A 19,939-nucleotide genomic window follows, 5' to 3' on the forward strand; every position below is an offset into this window, starting at 1 on the left:
ACTGAGCTAGATTGGTCAATAACTATCAATTTGATCGAGGAGAGGTATCTATGGGTCTGATGATTGAAGACGTACTGGAGTCCCTGGTAGAGCAAGGGGGTTCGGACATACACATCCAAGCGGGCGCGCCTATATTCTTCCGAGTCAGCGGTAAACTAACTCCTCAGACGCAATACGGCGACATTCTGTCTGCTGAGGAAGTGCAGATCCTGATTTTCCAAATGCTCAACAATATGCAGCGCAAGCAGTTGGAAATGGAGTGGGAACTCGACTGCGCTTACGGCGTTCGGGGATTGGCTCGGTTTCGCGTCAATGTCTACCGGGAGCGGGGTGCTTGGGCTGCTTGTATGCGGGCTCTAGCTTCTAAGATTCCTAACGCAGATGCTTTAGGCGTGCCGCAAATTTTGCGGGATCTGACGGAAAGACCCAGGGGTATGCTGTTGGTGACGGGACAAACGGGTTCCGGGAAAACTACTACGATGGCGGCTTTGTTGGATCTGGTCAACCGGACGCGGGCGGAACACATTCTAACAGTGGAAGATCCGATCGAATATGTGTTTCCTAATATCAAGAGTTTGTTTCACCAGCGCCAAAAGGGCGAAGATACTAAGAGCTTTGCTAATGCGCTGAAAGCTGCTTTGCGCGAAGATCCTGATGTAATTCTGGTGGGGGAAATGCGGGACTTGGAAACGATCGGTCTGGCAATTTCGGCGGCAGAAACTGGTCACATGGTGATGGGAACGTTGCATACTAATTCGGCGGCTGCAACGATTGATCGGATTTTGGACGTGTTCCCGCCCATTCAACAACCTCAAGTTCGCGCCCAGGTGTCTAACTCTTTGGTGGGAATTTGCAGCCAAAATTTGGTAATAAAAGTTGGGGGCGGCCGCTGCTGCGCTATGGAAATCATGGTAAATACTCCAGCTATGGCTAACTTGATCCGGGAGGGCAAAACTCCCATGATTTACTCTCAAATCCAAATGGGGGCAAAATTGGGTATGAGGACGATGGAAATGGCCCTCGCTGAACTTTACAAGAGCGGTAAAGTCACTTGGGAATCGGCAATGGCCAAGGCTTCTAAGGCTGACGAACTCGAACGCTTGATCGGCCCGGCACCTGTTGGTAGCGCCCCGGTAAAAGCTCATTAGTTCCGTCAGCAGTCATTAGTCAGGAGTTCGCAGGCTGAATTAATGACTGATGAGTCATAACTTTTAATAAATTTTCAGAGGTGAGCTGTGGCTACCAACGTTATCCGCCAAAAACCGAAAGGTGGCTTTGATTTCAGTAAGATTCAGGAGCAAATTGAATATAACCTTACCAGTCTTACTGTTAAGGATATGGCTATTTTTGCTCGTCAGTTTGCGGCTATGTTTAATGCAGGGGTGGCGATCGTTAGATGCCTTTCCGTGCTGCACGAGCAGTGTTCTAATGCTAAACTGAAGCGAGCGCTCAGGAGCATGAATGCTGACGTGCAGGAGGGGATAAACTTGGCAGAGGCAATGGCTAAGTTTCCTGATGTTTTTGACCAACTGTTTATCAGTATGGTGGCGGCGGGTGAAGTCGGCGGGGTGCTCGATGAAACCCTAGACCGTCTGGCCGTGATGATGGAAAAAAATCACAAGACGGAGGCTGAAATTAATTCGGCGATGTCTTATCCGAAGACTGTGTTCTTTATTGCGATCGTGATTTTTTTCGCAATGACCATATTCTTGCTACCAACTTTCGCTAAAATCTTTAAGGATATTGGTGCAGATTTGCCGGCTTTTACGGTGTTTATGCTGGCAATTAGTGCATTTTGTACGGCTTGGCCTCCCATCCAACAGATAACAGTTATTGGGGTGATTATAGCGCTAAAAATTGCCTTCGATCTGTACTACAAAACTCCAATAGGTCGCCTACAAATTGATAGGATTGCCATGAAATTACCTATTTTTGGCGATTTGATCGAAAAATCTGCTGTGGCTCGGTTTTGCGTAATATTTGGGTCGCTGACGCGATCGGGCGTGCCAATTCTCAATTCTTTGGAAATTGTGCGAGATGTGGCGGGGAATCAGGCGATATCTAATGCGATCGAATATGCGAGACAGGAAATTCAAAGCGGCGGCATGATCAGTATTGCTTTGCAAGAACAAGCTGTTTTTCCGTCTTTGGCCATTCAAATGATGGCAATTGGCGAGGAGACAGGGGAACTTGACAAGATGCTGATGAAAGTTGGCGCTTTCTACGAAACGGAAGTGGAAGAAGCAGTAAAAGGACTTACCAGTATGCTAGAACCTCTGATGATTGTTGTCGTCGGTGGCATCGTAGGTTCGATTTTGCTGTCGATGTATCTGCCTATGTTCGCAGTGTTCCAGAAGCTGTAAAAAAGGGCTAATGAGTTATTAGTTATTAGTTAGTAGCAATTAACGCCTGACCAATGACTATTTCAATCGTCCCCAGGCTCTGCCTGGCCAGACTTTTGGAGGAGGCACATCCTCGATTAAAAGGAGAAAACAATTTGGAGGCTCTGCCTCCAAATCTTCCTTACCAGGGTCTTTCCATTGGTGACAAGTTACGAAAATGTCACAAAAGTCAAGTAGGATAAGCAGACAGATTTAAATGCTGCCTAATCCTGGCTTTACGCTTCAGGGTAAACGCATCTTAATTTGAACCCAAAATATGCTACAGTTAAATCCGAATAAATTTCAATGTAGTTATTGTAGTTTATGGGTGCTATCAAGGGAAAAAGGTTTGACCCAAACTTTAAATCACCAACAAAACAAACAAATTCATTGCCTGGGGCGAATATATTAAATGCCAGTTTTTTAGAAGAAAATTTTGCCAATTTGAACGATCCCAGAATATAAAGAATAAAAAAATATTCAGAGATTTTACAGGGTAATCGCATCTTAATTAATCTATAATGATCAGGGAAATTTTTAAAATATTTGACAGCATCATTCAAGCGCAGCTCATAAACTAAGGAATGAAAATTGAGTGTGATGCTGATAGCAAGCTAAGCACGCTCGCTGGGGTTCCACCTCGTTGATTTATCTCCATCACGTGGTTTTGCCTAGGGCGTGTTTTCAAACTATAACCACAACACAATCCAGGCGATCGTAATCATGGCTGTATAATTGGCAGTCAGCTTCTTATATCGAATAGCGATCCGACTCCATTACTTGAGTCGCTTGATAGCACGTTCCAGAATGTTCCGTTGGCGCTAGATTTGACGGCAGCCTTTTTCCATCTGCCTGAGTGAGGGATACCTGCCGGGAGTCCATTCCCAGTTTAACTGCTTGTTGGTCGCCGATCGCGTCTCCGCCGCAGCCCTGCCTCTGGCGGGTGCATTTTCTGTCATTTGTCAAGTACAATTTATACCAAATCAGATGCGATTACCCTGCACTAATAACCAATAAATATGGTTCACTTTAACGTTGGTTTTCAACACTTTAATTCCTTCACCGACATTACCCTATCCCTGGCGAAAAGTTTACACCAAATGGGAATTCCTATTTCGGTCCCACCTTCAACAATAGCCTCTCATCTTAGCCGCAATTCCACCGCAGAAGAAAACGACCTGCTAGCGAAGTGGATGAGCACCACACCCTCAGATTTATTTCAGATCAAATGGTCTCATTATTGGAAACCTTATTTTTTAAAAGAACTCAACGGACATCTCAACTTAGAACTTTTTGCTATCAATTACGAATTCGCCCAAAACCATGATGATTATGATTACTGGATTTACGATGCTGTTAACACTTCATCCCACAAACTAGCCGTCAGCCAATACTCTAAAAACGTTTTAATAAAAGCTGGCTGTCCGCCAGCAAACGTATCCGTCATGCCTCTAGGTTTCAATCCTTTAATCTCGCACCTCTATTTGCCCAGACCGCAAAAAAACCAAAAAGATGTAAAGTATATTCTGCACATGACCAATTCTTTTGATTTCTATAGATTTGGCACGGATCTGGCTATTCAAGCTTTTTGTGAAGAGTTTAAAGATGATTCTAAGGTAGAGTTAATAATCAAAGATGGAGGGAAAAATCCCGATGTTATAGTGGAACATCTCGCCAATATCGAAAAGCAGCTCGGCAAGTTAAAGGCAAAAATTCTGATCATCCCTAAATTTTATAATAAAGCAGAACTAGCTAATTTATACTTGTCAGCCGATGCTTTTTTAGCTCCGTTTCGCGGGGAGGGTTTTGCAATTAAAATTTTAGATGCCTTTGCAGCAGGTTTGCCCGTTGCTATGACTATGTACGGCGGCCCGACTGAGTACGCCAATGCTGAAAACTGCTATCCCATTGCTTACGATCTAACTCCCGTAGGAAACTGTTACGATACTCAGTATCTAAAAATCAGAAATGCTCCTCATTGGGCAGAACCAAATGTTCAGTCTGTTCGCGAACAGTTGCGAAAAATTGTTGAAGACCCGAGGCGTTTTCACGTAGCTCAAAAAGCTAGAGAGACGGCGGATTTATTTAATTGGGAAACTGCCGCTCAAAAATTGCTAAGATTAATGCGAAAGTTGTTTTAGGATCAGAAATTATGGGACTCGAACGCAAAATGTTTAGGGGAATGTTTTCACCGGGGGAGGTGGTACGATTGAAACAGCCTTGTTTTACTCCCGGGCGATTGTTTGAGCCAGGAAAATATAACGCTGATGAGTTGCCGGATATTGCTTTTGATATGGGTTTGGTAGACCATTTGCCACGAGTAAAAGGCAACAGTTCCGAAAATCTCAATGCCCAGAACCAGCCAGATCAAAACCTTGAGGACTAAACTCCCGTTTGCAGTAAGGACTTCAGTCCTAAAAATCCCTGTTTGTAGTAAGGACTTTAGTGCTGAAAATTAAAATAAATAATCAAAGACTCAAGTCCTGACTGCAAAAAAGATAAAGCCAATTTAACCATTTTGCTCTATCTGGGCAATTAACTCTTTCAAAACTTGACTAGCTTGATCGTTCTCAATCTGACAAGTTCCGGCATTCTGGTGTCCACCGCCGCCATACCTTAACATTAACTCCCCAATATTAGTTTTAGAAGTTTTGTTAAAGATTGACTTGCCAACTGCGAAAACAGTATTTTGTTGTTTCAGTCCCCAAAGTACGTGAATCGATATATTGCACTGAGGGAACAAAGCATAAATTACAAAACGATTCCCCGCGTAAATCACCTCTTCGTTACGCAAATCTAAAACAACTAAATTATTATAAACTTTGGCGCATCGCTGTATTTGCTCTTTAAATTTTTCTTCTTGCTCGAAGTAGAGGTCTACTCTTTCTTTTACATCAGGAAGCTGCAAAATCTCATCGATGGTATGATTTTTGCAGTAATCGATTAACTGCATCATTAACTGATAATTGGAAACCGTAAATTCTTTAAACCTTCCCAAGCCAGTTCGGGCGTCCATGATGAAGTTTAACAACACCCATTCTTGTGGATGCAGAACCTCTTCTTGGGCAAATTGAGCGGAATCTGATTTGTCAACGGCTGCCATCATCGCCTCAGAAATATCAGGAAACTTTGCTTGGCCTCCATAATATTTGTACAGTACCCTAGCTGCTGAAGCTGCATAGGGATCGATGATGTGGTTAATTTTGATTTTCTCGTGTCTAAGAGTTTCGCTGAAATGGTGATCGAAAGCTAGATGAACTCCATCAACATAGGGTAAATTGGTGCTAATATCGTTATTTGTTATTTCGATTTTCCCATCCTGCATATCTTTAGGATGCACGAATTTAATCTCGTCGATCATATCGAGTTCTTTGAGCAAAACGGCACAGACAAGACCGTCAAAATCGCTGCGGGTGACTAATCTGTATTTTTTAGTGAGTGGCATATGCTTCTGTGATAGGGAGGAACTGATCACCAGCTAATATAACGTATTACCCGATCGCTTTCCAATATGAACACAGACCCTTACGCTTGGATAGAGAAGGCCCTGGACACAGTTCGCCGTGCCGATTGGTATCGATCGCCACAATCGATCGAAAGTTCCCCTGGGCCTGTGGTAAAGTTATCAGGCCACAGCCTGATTAACTTTGCCAGCAACGATTATCTCGGACTTGCCGGCGATGACAGGTTAATTCAAGCTGCTATGGCTGCAACTAAGGAATTTGGTACGGGTGCGACGGGTTCGAGGTTGGTCAGCGGACACCGCGATTTGCACCGACAGCTAGAACAAGCTATTGCTAATTTAAAACGAACTGAAGATGCTTTAGTATTCAGTTCGGGATATTTGGCGAATCTAGGGGCGATCGCATCCGTTGTCGGCAAGCGCGATTTGATATTATCTGACAAGTACAACCATTCGAGCCTGAAAAACGGAGCCGCACTCAGCGGTGCAACTGCCATAGAGTACAGTCACTGCAATCTTGAGGATTTAAAGACAAAGCTAGAGCAAAATCGCGCCCGATACCGCAAGTGTTTAATTATTACCGATAGCGTTTTTAGCATGGATGGGGACTTGTGTCCGCTACCGCAGTTGTTGGCTGTGGCCGAAACCTTTAACTGCATGGTATTAGTAGATGAAGCTCACGCTACAGGAGTTTTCGGTGCTAGCGGTGCCGGTTGTGCAGAACATTTCGGGTGTACGGGAACACCACTGATTCAAGTGGGGACACTCAGCAAAGCTTTGGGAAGTTTAGGTGGTTACGTTGCGGGCTCTGCTGCTTTAATTGATTTTCTGCGTAATCGAGCTCCGAGTTGGATTTATACTACAGCATTGACGCCTGCTGATGCGGCGGCTGCTTTGGAAGCTGTGAGAATTGTACAGCAAGAACCAGAACGCCGAGTTCGGTTGCGACAAAATATCGAAACTTTCAAATATTGCGCGATTACCAATCACCAATTACCAATTAGCCATTCCCTCTCCCCAATTTTCAGTCTTCCGTTAAAAGATGCAGCCTCCGCTTTAACAGTCGGCAGCAAACTCAAGGAGATGGGTATTTTTGCTCCGGCGATTCGGCCTCCGACTGTAAGCGTGAGTCGAATTCGGATTTCGCTGATGGCAACTCACGAGCTCGCACACCTTCAGCAGTTGGTAGAGGCGCTGAAGCAAGTTTTGAGTTTTGAGTAAATGTTGGGTACGTACCGCGCACCGCTTGACTAAATGTAAATGTTGGGCATCGGGCATCGGGCATCGGGCATCGGGCATCGGCCTAATGACTACTGACTAATGACTAATGACTTCTGATTGTCAAGATATCGCTATTGACTTATGACCAATCTTATACAGGAGTTTGGTCGATCGGTCAATAACTGTAAATTTTTTGTAAATTTAGATACTTTTTGGAATTTAGCGCTATATTAGAGAAGTAGCAGGTACACCAAATTTAATATAAGGAACGTCCACCATGAACACAAATCGTCAAAACGTAAAAAAAGTAGCAGAAACCCACCGCGCTAACATTCACAAGCAACTGATGCACCGCATAGAAGTAGCGAGATCCAGTGGCAATCAAGATTTGGTTCGGGTGCTTGAAGAGGAAATGAGACAGCTTTAAAGAAGCTGCAACTAGAATTTGCCCGTAGTTTGGTTTAGAGGGTTGTGCGAGAAATGCAGAATTCCGGCAACCGCTACCTGTGAAGTTTTGACTCCTCTCTTAGTTGGTAGGAAAAATCCCGGTTTCTTCAAGAAACCGGGATTTTTTATTGAGAAGGAAGAAGAAAGAGGGAACACTCCTGCACGCACAAACTCTATCTGTAGAGTGCGCCTCGTCCCAAAAAGATTTGCCAAAAATAGAATGTTATGTCGGTAAGTTGAATCAGATATTTATGAATTTGCTGAGCAATGCGATTCATGCCTTGAATTGCTATGACCAAAAACGCACCTCGGAGCAAATTAAAAATGACCATAGTACGATTACGATTTGTACTTCTATGCTGAATTAGGATAGGGTAAGAATCGGTGTGAAAGACAATGGGCTGGGAATAACAAGCGAGGTAAGAACCGATCTATTTAGTCCTTTCTTTACAACTGAACCTGCGGGTCAAGACACTGGTTTGGGATGATCTGATTACCTATCAGATTGTGGTGGAGAAGCGTGGCGGAGATTTGAAGTGTTTATCACAGCCAAGAGAACCGGGTACATAATTTGTGATTGAGATTCCCATTAGGCAGAATAATCGGGTAGAGATGAAAGAAACTTAAGGGGAATTAAACAAAAAATTAGGGGAAAGCCTGGTAAAGTCTATAATTGCGATCGCACTTCCCCAATTTCTCTGTAATTTCTGAAGTCTCCCAAACACCGAACGACCTCGCTGAAGCCCTCAATAGTAGATTTTCAGTGGTTTGTCAACTTGTCAGTGTCCCGCACTGGCACATGGTGAAGGCGTGAGGGCGCGATCGTGCCTTCACCATGTGCCAATTGCGTAAGTTTTGAACTAATAATTAATGACTAATGACTAATGATTACCTTCCTCCGACGACGACATTTTTAATCCGCAAATGGGGACCGCCGACGCTTACTGGCAAACCGCTTTGACCGCCTTTACCGCAACCGCCGTAAGCATAAACCGAGTCGTTTCCTATAGACTCAATATCCTTTAAAGTCTGAAATACATTGCCGCTTAAAGTGACATCGCTCACCGGTTCGGCTAATTTGCCGTCGCGAATCATGAATCCTTGAGCCGCCGCAAAGGTAAACATTTCGCCGTTGGTTTGTCCTCCCAACATCCGCACTGCATAAACTCCTTCGTCAATGTCCGCAACCATTTCGTCAAAAGAATGTTCGCCAGACTCGATCGCAGTATTAGTCATCCGCACCAAAGGCATAAAAGTAGCACTCAGAGCTCGGGCATTTCCCGTCGGACTTTCGCCCATTTTGCCCGCAGTCTCGCGATTGTGCATTCGAGCCGCTAAAACTCCATTTTTAATTAAATGCTTGCACTGAGCCGGCACGCCTTCGTCGTCATATTTTAAAGTTCCCGGTAATCCCGGCACAGTTGCGTCGTCAATTACATTTAATTGTTCGATCGCCACAGGCTTGCCCAAAGTCAACAATTCCTGCATTTTTGGGTTTTCGTAAATGCCGTCTGCTTCCGACAAATGCCCGAAAGCTTCGTGAATAAAAACCCCCGACAAATAAGGGTCTAAAATCACCGGATACTGACCGCCTTTCACCGATTTTGCCTCTAGTTGGCCTACAGCTCGAACGGCCGCACTTTTAACACGATCTTCAATATTTGTCAACACATCGTAATCCGATCGCGAGTGAATCGACTCGAACCCTTGGCGGACGACACCACCCTCCCCACGGGCGATCGCCCCGAAACGCCCCGTCACGTCCAAGCGCTCTTGAGCGATGCAAGTACCTTGAGAATTCACAAAATAAGTAATCCCAAATCTGTCGCTGTAACCTGCCATTGTCGTCTGAATTCGCGGGTCATAATCTAACAGCAACTGGTTGTAAGATTCGAGCAATTTCCGCTTTTCGGCTAGAGTAATAGAGCGCGGGTCGCGTCCCAATTCCACCGCTACATAATCTTGAATCGGGGTGACATCTGCTAGTAAAGTTTTTTCGCTGCCAACCAAACGAGACTGCACTACAGCTTCTTCAATGCGGTCTTTTAACTCATCTAAACCGTTAAAAGTTACAAAACTCCAGCCACCTTTGTGACAGGCGCGGATGCCGCCGGCGAGACTAAAACTGCGGTTGACAGCATCTAACTGAGGGCCGCGAAAACTAATCGCAGTTGACTCGCTTTGTTCGAGGCGAACTTCTAGATAATCTACGCGATCGCGGTAAGGTGCGATCGCTTCCATCAACTGTTCTTGCATCAAATTGCCCCTATGAATGATTAGCCGTAGCGCTGAAAAAAATTATTGCTAACCCTATTTTAGCTAATAACTCCCCTCTTTCGGGTGCGCGTTCCCCCACCGCTGTGGTGCGGGAGCATGGCGCGCCCTACCCGATCGAGGGCGAGTCAACCAATTTTAGATTTTAGATTTTAGATTTTAGATTGATCCCGTCCTCAGCCTGGGAAGGAATGAATCCGCGGGCTTTTTAGGAAAGATGCAAAGCTTTTTAAAGTCTCCGTCCTGAGTCTGCGAAAGAATTAATCCGGGGGCTTATGACCACATTACTTTCGGTCAGTCGATTGTAGATTTAAAACTTTTTCCATAGAATTAATGATGAGAGGCTTGGCGATCGCCCGCGTTCGACGGGTGTCCTCGAACACCACAAACTCGCGCCCGCTTGCGAAAAGCCCGGTATGCCGAAAATTTTGGATTGGCCTAGAGAAATCAAACTAAACTAAATCTATCTAAAGACGTAAAAAAATACCTTAACCCCCGGCAGATGGAATACTTTAAGGTTAAAAAATTCCAAATTTCACCGTATTTAGCAGCTATTTCGGCATCAATAGCAATTTTGGTCGGAGTTGGCATTTTAGATCGATCGGAACAGCGGCGGTTTTTTCACTACAACCGCGCTACCACGCTCGATCGCCTCAGCACAGTGCGTTCTAAGCTGGAAGGATCTTTGAATTCTCGCCTGTTTTTGATGCGGGGTTTGGGGGCTTACCTTTCCAATAACCCAAACATCACCGAAGCCGAGTTTACAGCGACGGCGAGAATTCTGGTGGGACAGCAACCGGGCATTCGCGCCATCACTTTAGTTAAAGGCACGACGGTCGCTTACATTTACCCGCGGGAGGGAAATGAAACGGTGATCGGGGTTGACTTGACGGCGCTACCCGAACAGCGGCAAATGGTCCAAGAGGTTATCCGAACCAGAAAAACTTTGCTTGCCGGGCCCGTGAAATTATTGGAGGGGGACGAGACTTTCATCAGCCGATCGCCGATTTTTCTCACACCCTCCGGCGCCGAGCCTGAAACAGGAGTTTACTGGGGCTTGACAGGTTTGATCATCGACAAAAATTCCCTGATTGAGGAAGCAGGACTGAACGACTCCTCAGCGAAGCTGCAATACGCTCTGCGGGGCAAAGACGGGAAGGGAGCATCCGGCCCTGTGTTTTTCGGTGACGGGTCAATTTTTCAGCACAATCCCGTGCTGCTGGAAGTGACTTTGCCCAACGGTTCCTGGCAGTTGGCAGCAATTCCGGCGGGAGGATGGCCTGCGAATTCGCCGTTTCGGGGCTGGCTGCTTTTTGGAGGTGGCTTACTGGCACTTTTGAGCGGGGCGGCGGTTTTTAACTGGGTGTACGGCCGTGCGAAACTGCGATCGAGCGAAGTTAAGTATCGGCAATTAGTTGAGAATGCTAACAGCATGATTGTCCAGTTAGACAGTGAAGGCAAGATTACTTTTTTTAACGAGTTTGCTGAAACTTTTTTCGGGTATTCAGAAGCAGAAATCATCGGCAAAAGTGCGATCGGCACAATTATACCGAAAACAGAGTTATTTGAAAGTGACCTCGCGACAAAGATTCGAGACTGTTTGGCACACCCGCAAAAATACTTCCAAAACGAAAATAAAAACATCCGCAGCAATGGAGAAAGGGTGTGGATAGCGTGGACAAATAAACCTTTACTAGATGCGAAGGGAAATGTGGCAGGACTGCTTTGTATCGGGACGGATATTAGCGATCGCAAACAAGCTGAAATCGCTCTACAAGCTTCTGAATCGGAACTTCGAGCTTTGTTCGCTGCCATGAACGATGTAATTTTTGAGCTCGATATTGAGGGACGGTTCCTGAAAGTTGCCCCGACCAATCCCCAATTATTGTACAAGCCGACGGCGGAATTTGCCGGTAAAAAAATTAACGATTTATTCGCTCCAGAAAAGGGAGAATTTTTTCTGGAGCAAATTCGCACCGCCATCGCTACAAATCAAACCTGTACTTTTGAGTATCACCTGGAAATTGCCAGCGTACAAAAGTGGTTTGCCGGTACCATTTCGCCAATGAAAAAAAACACGGTTCTGTGGGTTGCCCGCGACATTACGGAGCGCAAGCAAGCTGAAAATTGGTTAACCGGTCAAAAACAAATTTTAGAAATGATTGCTAAGGGCGCTCCTCTTGGCGATACTTTAAATACCTTAGTTGAAATTATGGAGCTGCAATCTAGAGATGTCATCGGTTCGATATTGCTTCTAGCTCCAGACGGCAAACATTTACTCCACGGAGCCGCGCCTAGTTTACCCGACAGTTACAATGCTGCTATTCATGGCAGACCCATCGGCCCGGAGGTAGGCTCCTGCGGCACTGCTGCGTTTACCCGCCAACAGGTGATCGTTACAGATATTGCCAGCGACCCTTTGTGGGAAAATTATCGAGATTTAGCCTTGAGTTTTGGACTGAGAGCTTGCTTGTCTACTCCTATTTTCTCATCTCAGGGTCAAGTTTTGGGAACTTTTGGAATGTATTATTCCCAACCGTGCCACCCCCCAATTGTTGATCTGCAATTGATAGAAGCGGCGATGAATTTAGCAGGAATTGCGATCGAACGCAACCAGGCAGAAGAAAGTCTCAAACAGCTCAATCAAGAACTAGAAAATAGAGTCAAAGATAGAACTGCTCAATTGATGCAAACTGAAGAACGCTGGCAGTTAGCACTCAAAGGCAACAATGACGGCATTTGGGACTGGAACTTGCAAACAGGGGAACTATTCCTGTCCGATAGATTTAAACAAATAACTGGATACGAACACAGCGAAACTCTCGATTACTTTGACGAATTGAACAGGGGTACGCATCCCGACGATTTAGCCTTAGTAATGCAAGCTCTCCAAGACCATTTAAACAAGAAAACGCCGCATTACATCATCGAATACCGCTGCTGGTGCTACAACAGCGCCTACAAATGGATATTGAGTCGGGGACAAGCTTTGTGGGACGCATCTGGAAAAGCAGTCCGCATGGTTGGTTCAATTACTGACATTACGGAGCGCAAACAAGCAGAGGAAGCACTACGGGAAAGCGAGGCAAGATTCCAAAAGCTGTCGGGTAATGTGCCGGGAGTAATTTATCAATTTGTATTGCGTACAGATAGCTCTTTCAGTTTCCCTTACATTAGTCCGGCTTGCCGAGAAATGTTTGAGCGAGAAGCCGAAGCTGTTATGCAAAATGCGGCTTTGATTACAGATTTAATTCATTCCGATGACCGCCAAAATCATGACGAATCTGTTGCTATTTCAGCCCAAACTTTGCAACCTTGGCACTGGGAAGGACGGTTCGTACTACCTTCCGGCAAAATTCGATGGTTTCAGATAATTTCGCGTCCTGAAGCTAAAGAAAACGGTGATATTATTTGGGACGCCATCGCCGTTGATGTTACGGATCGCAAACAAGCTGAGTTAGCTTTGCAAGAAAGTCAGCAGTTCATTCAAAAAGTAGCATCGGCTACTCCCGGTATTTTGTATCTCTACGACTTGGAAGAACAGCGAAATATCTACACTAATACTTCAATGATCCAGCTTTTGGGCTATACCAGCGACGACATTACAGCGATGGATTCGTCACTGATGCCTCAGTTAATACACCCGGAAGATTTGCCTAAAATTGTGAAACATCACGCCAGCTTTGCAGGAATTGAAGATGGCGAAACTAGGGAAATTGAGTACCGGGTGCGGGCAGTAGACGGTCAATTGTTGTGGCTGCAAAGTCGCGATACTATTTTTAGTAGGAATGGGGAGGGTCAGGCTAAGGTAATAATTGGAGTTTCCCAGGATATTACGACTCGCAAGGAAGCAGAGGAAGCACTGCGACAAAGCGAAGCGCGAGAAAGAGAAAAAGCTCGAGATTTAGAGTCGGCGCTCCTGGAATTGCGCTCTACTCAAACTCAGCTCATTCAAACTGAAAAAATGTCTTCTTTGGGGCAATTAGTTGCCGGGATTGCTCACGAAATTAATAATCCAGTTAACTTCATTTACGCTAATATTGATTATCTCAACCAGTATACAAAACAGTTGCTCGATCTGGTGAGTCTTTACGAACAGGAGTATTCCGAACCTAATTCACAAATTGTCGATCGCATTCAAGAGATTGATTTGGACTTCATGGCTGAGGATTTAAGAAAACTTGTGGGCTCGATGCAGGTAGGAACCGAGCGCATCCGGCAAATTGTGTTGTCCCTCCGAAATTTCTCGCGGCTGGACGAATCGGCAATGAAGCCGGTCGATATTCACGCGGGAATTGAAAGCACTTTGTTAATTTTGCAGCACCGCTTGAAGAGTCGGGAGAGTCGCCCGGAAATTGAAGTAGTTAAGGAGTTTGGAAAACTGCCACTGGTGGAGTGCTATGCGAGCCAACTGAATCAGGTTTTTATGAATATTATTGCTAATGGAATTGATGCTATTGAAGAACGATATCACCAGTTATCGGTTCCACAATCAGAGACAAAGAGTGGACGGATTGCTATTTCCACAGGTGTAACTCCCCAGAACACTGTTAGGGTAGAAATTTCGGACAACGGTACGGGAATTCCCGAGGGGATAGTCGATCGCATTTTTAACCCGTTTTTTACTACAAAAGCTGTGGGGAAAGGTACGGGTTTGGGAATGTCTATCGCGCACTCGATTGTGGTGGAAAAGCACCAGGGCAAGATTGACTGTATTTCGTCCATAGGATGCGGAACAACTTTTAAGATTGAGATTCCGATCGACAAAGTTGATAAATAGTAGGGTGCGCCAGTCGATTTGAGATTTGAGATTTGAGATTTGAGATTTTAGAATTAACTCCACAGTGGTAGGGTTCGTCAGTCGATTTTAGATTTGAGATTGAGTCCCCACTGCTAGTATGCGTCAGCAGTTATTGATTTTCAGGCGCGCCGCGATAAGCTGACGCACCCTACAAGTTAACGACTAAAATATACTGAAGCTGCTAACGAAGCGGTGCTGCATCAAACCTTTAATTGTATAAAAATTGACATGATGGGATTAATCCTGGAAGCCCTGCAAGCAATGGGACACAATGTCCGCTGGATGTCTTGGAATTTGTTTTTGGGTTTAGTACCGCTGGGCCTGAGTTTTTGGCTGTTCCGCAAACCTCGATCGCGCTGGCTGCTGTGGGGTACGGGCATTCTCCTGGGCGCTACTTTTTTGCCCAGTATGCGCCATGTTTTAGGCTATCTGAAGCACATTGTGCAAGATGTGGGCACAACTTACGTTTTGGGGGCGATCGCCATTACACTCGCATTGATGGCTGTAGACATCTGGGTACTGCGGCAGCGCGGAGTTCGCTCTCTCCGGTGGTGGGTCGGCTTTTTCTGGTTTATCGCATTCTTACCCAATGCCCCCTATGTTTTAACTGATATCATTCACCTGATTGAGCAGATTAAAGAGGGAAACTCGGTGTGGACTGTGACTCTAGCTTTGATCCCGCAGTATCTAGCGTTTATGCTAGCCGGGTTTGGGGCTTACGTGCTGTCGGTGATGAATTTGGGCTACTATTTGAAGCAACAGGGTTTGAGTAGATTTATCCTGGCAACGGAGATAACTATACACGCACTTTCGGCGATCGGCATTTATTTAGGGCGATTTATCCGCTTCAACACTTGGGACATTCTGACCAACCCCGATGCGCTAGTTAACACAGTAATGAACGATTTGATAGGCAAGCGTCCCGTTTTAGTAATGGCTGTCACTTTTTTAGTAATTGCTGTTTTGTATTGGCTAATGAAACAAGTAATTTTAGGGATTAGCCAACGATTTTACAGCAGTAAGTTGCAGTCGGACTTGGCCGGCGATAGCGCAACTTCTTCGAGCTAGAGCGATTTGAGATTTGAGATTAAAGAATTGATTCAACAGATGAATCTAAGAGCTTGAAGTAAGCTCCCCCATTTTTTCTCTCCACCACTTAACTCGGAAAACAAGTTTCCGTGTGTGGGTGAGACAAATTTTTTCGCCAAACTCCCAAATAAATTACTGCTGCATTTTGTCACAAAACTTGATATGTTAGAACAGTCAAAGTAGTTTTGTAAACAGCAAAAATGAATCGATTTGACCGTCAGTTGTGGCAGAGATTTATTGCGATCGCCCAACCTTACTTTTATCCTTTAGAGCCTGGGGGAGGCAGAATCTTTTTAGGATTAGTAGCGCTGTTGTTGATATTTCTCTTCGCTGCGATGTTTGTGTTCGTCAGCGCTGTATGTTTGGGTACTCAAGTCTTATTCCCAGAGGCTTTTAATGGAGTTGCGGCTGGTTTAGCTACTTTAATCAAAGGAATTATCTACTCACCGAAAATTGCGATCGTTGGTTTAATGCTAATCCTCCCGCTAGCTGCTTTTGTCTTTTTTAGAAGCAAGTTGATCCCGCGCTGGAAACAGTGGATCATGTTAGCTCTGCTGGTATTCTTGTCGCTGTCTGTTAGCGGGATTAACGTAATTATTAGCTATATTAGTAATTTTTTCACGACAGCGCTGGCTGAAAAAGATCAGATTACTTTTTGGCGGTTTATGTGGGTTTATGCTGGAGTTTTTATTATCGCTACCCCGATAGTTGTTATTTACGAGTATACCCAAGATAAACTGGGATTATACTGGCGAGAGTGGATGACTGATAGTTTCCTGGGTAGTTATTTTCAAAACCGCGCTTATTACGAAATCAATTCTCAGAAGAAAATTGACAATCCCGACCAGCGGATTGCTGAAGATATCAAATCTTTCACTAGCACAAGTTTAGAGTTTTTGCTGCTGATATTGGGGGCAATTATCGATATTATTTCTTTTACCGGCATTCTGTGGTCTATTTCCAAAGGTCTTTCGATCGGACTAATTATTTACGCTGTCTTTGGCACGACAGTCATGATATTTTTTGGCAAAAAATTGATATTTTTGAACTTCAATCAGCTCTCCACAGAGGCTGACTTTCGCTATGGATTGGTTCACATTCGGGATAATGCAGAATCAATTGCTTTTTACCGGGGAGAAGCACAGGAATCGGTTCAGGTAAAACACCGATTTTTAGCAGCAGTTCGGAACTTTAATTTCCTAATTGGTTGGCAGCGAAGTCTGGGATATTTTAGAGTTAGCTATAGATATGCAACTTATATTATCCCCTCTTTATTCCTGGCTTCTATCTATTTTGCGGGTGAGATCAGATACGGCGATATCACTCAAGCTGAATTTGCTTTTCGTCAGGTTTCAGAAGCATTTTCTTTGGTGGTATATAGGATTGAAAGTTTGAGTTTTTTTGCAGCAGGCATTAATCGTTTAGCCACGTTCAATGAGGCTCTAAGAGATGAAAAAAGTGCTGTAAAACTAGACTTCAGAACAATCGATACAGTTATAAGTTCGCCATTGACACTGGAACACGTTACTTTAGATACTCCGCAGCATCAAAAGACTTTGATTAGGGATTTGTCGGTAGCCGTGTCGCCCGGTGAAGGACTGTTAATTGTCGGTCAAAGCGGTGCTGGGAAGAGTTCTTTGCTGCGGGCAATTGCGGGATTGTGGGAATCGGGAACCGGCCGTTTGGCGCGGCCGGAATTGGAGGAAATGCTGTTTTTGCCACAGCGTCCTTATATGATTTTGGGGAGTTTGCGATCGCAACTTCTCTATCCCAACAGCAGCAGCGAGGTTGATGAAGAAAAATTGCGCCGCGTTTTGGCATCAGTAAACTTAGCAGATTTGCCGGACAGATTGGGCGGTTTTGAGGCGGATTTAGATTGGGGTGAGATTTTGTCGCTGGGAGAACAGCAACGTTTAGGTTTTGCTAGATTGTTATTGACGGAACCGAAATACACTATTTTAGATGAGGCGACCAGTGCTTTGGATTTGAAGAACGAGCAACATTTATACGAGCAGTTGCAAGCCACTAAAACTACGTTTGTGAGTGTCGGCCACCGATTGAGTTTAGTGAAATATCACCAGCAGGTTTTGGAACTTCTGGGCGATGGGAGTTGGCGGCTGCTTTCGGCCCAAGAATACCGCGCTAGTGCGACAAATTTTAGCTGATACAGCCCTGCTTTCAAGAATTGTGAATTTACCCGGTTGTTGGTTCGCGGTGGGTTGTGGTGCGGTTGGAGATTTATGGTTGGGTGCTATAAATTAAGCGTCGCGCCTCCACTCTACAATAGGTTTTAGGGGTAGGGAAATAGCAACAATTAATGCAGATTAACTCCCCCCTTTCTCATACCATCTTAGATTAAAGGATTAAAGAATTGAGAATGACTGATTGTGTATTGGTTTGGATCAGGGGCCTAGAGTTGCATTTTTTTAAACTGGTATCACAATCGATAATTGGGTATAAATATCTAAAACTGCCCAAACAACAAAAAGCAAGCTGAACGTTAGTAGATTCGATTCAATTGCTCGCCTGCGAGAACTCACACAATATAATAGAAGATAGATTTTTAGTATAGACGAGATTCCTACCTTGACTACTCCGATTCCTCAAAACTTTGTGCAAACGATCGCCAAACAGCGCGGTGTCACAGATGCCGAGTTAGAAACTGTGTTTATGGCTCTCGACGGTCAATCTACAGCGACCATCGCCACAAAGCTTGGCATTAGCGACATCGCCGTTCGCAAAAGACTCGGCGAAGTTTACAAAAAGTTTCAGATCGGGGGGAACGGCCCTGGAAAGCTTTCGGAATTGAGGCATCAGTTGCTGTTTTCATACCACATCGATCAGGGAACGAGCGATTTTAGTGGAGGTAAAGGCTCTCTATTGAAGATGGCGATTGGACACCGACAGGAAGATTGGGGCCAAGCACCGGATGTTTCGGTTTTTTACGGACGGACTGAAGAATTAACTACTTTAAAGCAGTGGATTGTATCAGATAATTGTCGCGTGGTAGCCCTGCTTGGTTTGGCAGGTAGCGGCAAAACAACTTTGTCGGTGCAGTTGGCAAAACAGGTACAGAATGAGTTTGATTTTGTGATTTGGCGATCGCTGCGATCGGCACCAGCACCATCCGACTTCCTAGGAAGCTTAATTCAACTTTTTTCTAACCAACACAAACCCGATGTGCCCATCGACCTCAACAGCAAAATTTCGCGCTTGGTCGAGTATCTGCGGAAACACCGCTGTCTGGTAATTTTAGACGATTTTGAAGCGGTTCTCAAACCCGAAGAATTAGCGGGACACTACCGGGAAGGCTGCGAAGGATATCGAGATTTAATTGTGCGGCTGTGTGAGGTCAATCACAATAGCTGTTTAGTCCTAGTTAGTTCGGAAGAACCTACGGAACTGGCTTTGCTGGCGGGAGAAAAAGTGCGGTCTTTAAAACCTGCTATTTCCGAGGAAATAGCGCGGGAAATTTTCCAAGAAAAAGGTTTGTCGCCTCAAGAGCAAGAGTTGAAAATCTTGTTATCCAGGTACGGAGGCAATCTGTTAGCATTAAAGATTGTAGCGACAACAATTAACGAGTTTTTCGAGGGAAATGTTTTAAAGCTTTTGGAAGCAACGGCGTTATTTATTGAAGAACATATCAGCAATTTGCTGGCGCAGCAGTTCGATCGAATGTCGAGTTCCGAACAAGATATTGCCTACTGGATTGCTATTGCTCAAAGCCCGATTTCCCTGGCAACTTTACGAGAGCAGATGTTGGTCAATTCATCGCTGTCAGATTTGCTGAAAAATCTCGATTCTATGGGTCGTCGGTCGCTGATTGACAAAATCAGTGAGGGCGGGGAAACTGTTTTTATGCTTCAGCCTTTGATCGTGCAATATGTAACCGACAGATTAGTGGATCAGATTCGAGCTGAGGTTTTGGAGACGGTTAAGACCCAAGGAATAGAAAGAATGCGACTGTTGAAAACTCACCAATTGAGCATCAACATTGCTAAACGGAAAGGGGATAAAGGCGCACAAAGTAGCTCTATTTTAGTCTTAGTAAAAAATCGCTTGCAAGTGTTGTTTTTGAAGACGACAGGCTCTGAAGAACCTCTAAATATCTTGAAGAAAGTTGCCTCTGATCTGGAAAATAAATCGATCCTTGAGGTGGGATATGCTAGGGAGAATCTGGCGCAGATTATTTCAGAAATTCAGCGATAAGAAAAAAGCGATCGCCTTTTGACAAAAGCGATCGCCCAATTTTCAACACAAACA

At 44.8% G+C, this 19,939-nt stretch carries 14 protein-coding genes; 10 read left to right on the plus strand and 4 right to left on the minus strand.

Features of this window, described 5'->3' with window-relative positions; genetic code table 11:
• Positions 1-50: 50 nt before the first annotated feature.
• On the plus strand, positions 51-1,148 hold the full coding sequence (locus QUA07_RS14110; protein WP_333085111.1) for a type IV pilus twitching motility protein PilT: 1,098 nt from the start codon (positions 51-53) through the stop codon (positions 1,146-1,148).
• 87 nt (positions 1,149-1,235) lie between these two features.
• A complete protein-coding gene (locus tag QUA07_RS14115) occupies positions 1,236-2,363 on the plus strand; it encodes a type II secretion system F family protein (protein ID WP_333311836.1) in 1,128 nt (375 codons plus the stop codon).
• Positions 2,364-3,131: 768 nt separating this feature from the next.
• Here the strand turns inward: QUA07_RS14115 and QUA07_RS14120 are convergent.
• Positions 3,132-3,347 carry a hypothetical protein gene (locus tag QUA07_RS14120; RefSeq protein WP_333326101.1) on the minus strand — a complete coding sequence of 72 codons (216 nt, stop codon included), beginning with the start codon at positions 3,345-3,347 and terminating at the stop codon, positions 3,132-3,134.
• A gap of 53 nt (positions 3,348-3,400) precedes the next feature.
• Between QUA07_RS14120 and QUA07_RS14125 the strand changes: the two genes are divergently transcribed.
• On the plus strand, positions 3,401-4,522 hold the full coding sequence (locus QUA07_RS14125) for a glycosyltransferase family 4 protein (protein WP_333326103.1): 1,122 nt from the start codon (positions 3,401-3,403) through the stop codon (positions 4,520-4,522).
• Positions 4,523-4,533: 11 nt separating this feature from the next.
• A complete protein-coding gene (locus tag QUA07_RS14130; RefSeq protein WP_333326105.1) occupies positions 4,534-4,767 on the plus strand; it encodes a hypothetical protein in 234 nt (77 codons plus the stop codon).
• A gap of 123 nt (positions 4,768-4,890) precedes the next feature.
• Here QUA07_RS14130 and QUA07_RS14135 read toward each other — a convergent pair whose 3' ends face one another.
• A complete protein-coding gene (locus QUA07_RS14135; protein ID WP_333085106.1) occupies positions 4,891-5,826 on the minus strand; it encodes an exopolyphosphatase in 936 nt (311 codons plus the stop codon).
• 66 nt (positions 5,827-5,892) lie between these two features.
• On the opposite strand from QUA07_RS14135, the gene bioF reads away from it, so the two are divergent.
• Positions 5,893-7,065 carry an 8-amino-7-oxononanoate synthase gene (bioF, locus tag QUA07_RS14140; RefSeq protein WP_333326107.1) on the plus strand — a complete coding sequence of 391 codons (1,173 nt, stop codon included), beginning with the start codon at positions 5,893-5,895 and terminating at the stop codon, positions 7,063-7,065.
• A gap of 277 nt (positions 7,066-7,342) precedes the next feature.
• Positions 7,343-7,492 (plus strand): arginine synthesis PII-interacting regulator PirA, encoded by a 150-nt coding sequence (gene pirA, locus QUA07_RS14145; RefSeq protein ID WP_172185012.1) that lies wholly within the window; start codon positions 7,343-7,345, stop codon positions 7,490-7,492.
• A 193-nt stretch (positions 7,493-7,685) separates the two neighbouring features.
• Here the strand turns inward: pirA and QUA07_RS14150 are convergent, their stop codons facing one another.
• A complete protein-coding gene (locus tag QUA07_RS14150) occupies positions 7,686-7,844 on the minus strand; it encodes a hypothetical protein (RefSeq protein ID WP_333085104.1) in 159 nt (52 codons plus the stop codon).
• A 556-nt stretch (positions 7,845-8,400) separates the two neighbouring features.
• Complete coding sequence (locus tag QUA07_RS14155; protein WP_333106075.1) at positions 8,401-9,768, minus strand: TldD/PmbA family protein; 1,368 nt, start codon at positions 9,766-9,768, stop codon at positions 8,401-8,403.
• 520 nt (positions 9,769-10,288) lie between these two features.
• Here QUA07_RS14155 and QUA07_RS14160 point away from each other — a divergent pair.
• From QUA07_RS14160 to QUA07_RS14175, 4 genes are all read left to right on the plus strand, one after another.
• Positions 10,289-14,566, plus strand: a complete 4,278-nt coding sequence (locus tag QUA07_RS14160) for a PAS domain S-box protein (protein ID WP_333326109.1) — start codon at positions 10,289-10,291, stop codon at positions 14,564-14,566.
• 249 nt (positions 14,567-14,815) lie between these two features.
• The gene (locus tag QUA07_RS14165) at positions 14,816-15,655 is read left to right on the plus strand and encodes a DUF1361 domain-containing protein (RefSeq protein WP_333326111.1); all 840 of its coding nucleotides are present in this window, start codon (positions 14,816-14,818) and stop codon (positions 15,653-15,655) included.
• A 221-nt stretch (positions 15,656-15,876) separates the two neighbouring features.
• A complete protein-coding gene (locus QUA07_RS14170) occupies positions 15,877-17,841 on the plus strand; it encodes an ABC transporter ATP-binding protein/permease (RefSeq protein ID WP_333326113.1) in 1,965 nt (654 codons plus the stop codon).
• Positions 17,842-18,262: 421 nt separating this feature from the next.
• Positions 18,263-19,885 carry an NB-ARC domain-containing protein gene (locus tag QUA07_RS14175; RefSeq protein WP_333326114.1) on the plus strand — a complete coding sequence of 541 codons (1,623 nt, stop codon included), beginning with the start codon at positions 18,263-18,265 and terminating at the stop codon, positions 19,883-19,885.
• The last annotated feature ends 54 nt before the right edge of the window (positions 19,886-19,939 follow it).

It is taken from the genome of Microcoleus sp. T3_A4 (assembly GCF_036700465.1).
Lineage (GTDB): Bacteria > Cyanobacteriota > Cyanobacteriia > Cyanobacteriales > Microcoleaceae > Microcoleus.

Coding starts and splice junctions, on each gene's coding strand:
- pirA (WP_172185012.1), top strand. CDS start 7,343: ATGAACACAAATCGTCAAAACGTAAAAAAAGTAGCAGAAACCCACCGC.
- QUA07_RS14170 (WP_333326113.1), top strand. CDS start 15,877: ATGAATCGATTTGACCGTCAGTTGTGGCAGAGATTTATTGCGATCGCC.
- QUA07_RS14150 (WP_333085104.1), bottom strand. CDS start 7,844: ATGGTCATTTTTAATTTGCTCCGAGGTGCGTTTTTGGTCATAGCAATT.
- bioF (WP_333326107.1), top strand. CDS start 5,893: ATGAACACAGACCCTTACGCTTGGATAGAGAAGGCCCTGGACACAGTT.
- QUA07_RS14135 (WP_333085106.1), bottom strand. CDS start 5,826: ATGCCACTCACTAAAAAATACAGATTAGTCACCCGCAGCGATTTTGAC.
- QUA07_RS14125 (WP_333326103.1), top strand. CDS start 3,401: ATGGTTCACTTTAACGTTGGTTTTCAACACTTTAATTCCTTCACCGAC.
- QUA07_RS14160 (WP_333326109.1), top strand. CDS start 10,289: ATGGAATACTTTAAGGTTAAAAAATTCCAAATTTCACCGTATTTAGCA.
- QUA07_RS14165 (WP_333326111.1), top strand. CDS start 14,816: ATGATGGGATTAATCCTGGAAGCCCTGCAAGCAATGGGACACAATGTC.
- QUA07_RS14130 (WP_333326105.1), top strand. CDS start 4,534: ATGGGACTCGAACGCAAAATGTTTAGGGGAATGTTTTCACCGGGGGAG.
- QUA07_RS14110 (WP_333085111.1), top strand. CDS start 51: ATGGGTCTGATGATTGAAGACGTACTGGAGTCCCTGGTAGAGCAAGGG.
- QUA07_RS14155 (WP_333106075.1), bottom strand. CDS start 9,768: ATGCAAGAACAGTTGATGGAAGCGATCGCACCTTACCGCGATCGCGTA.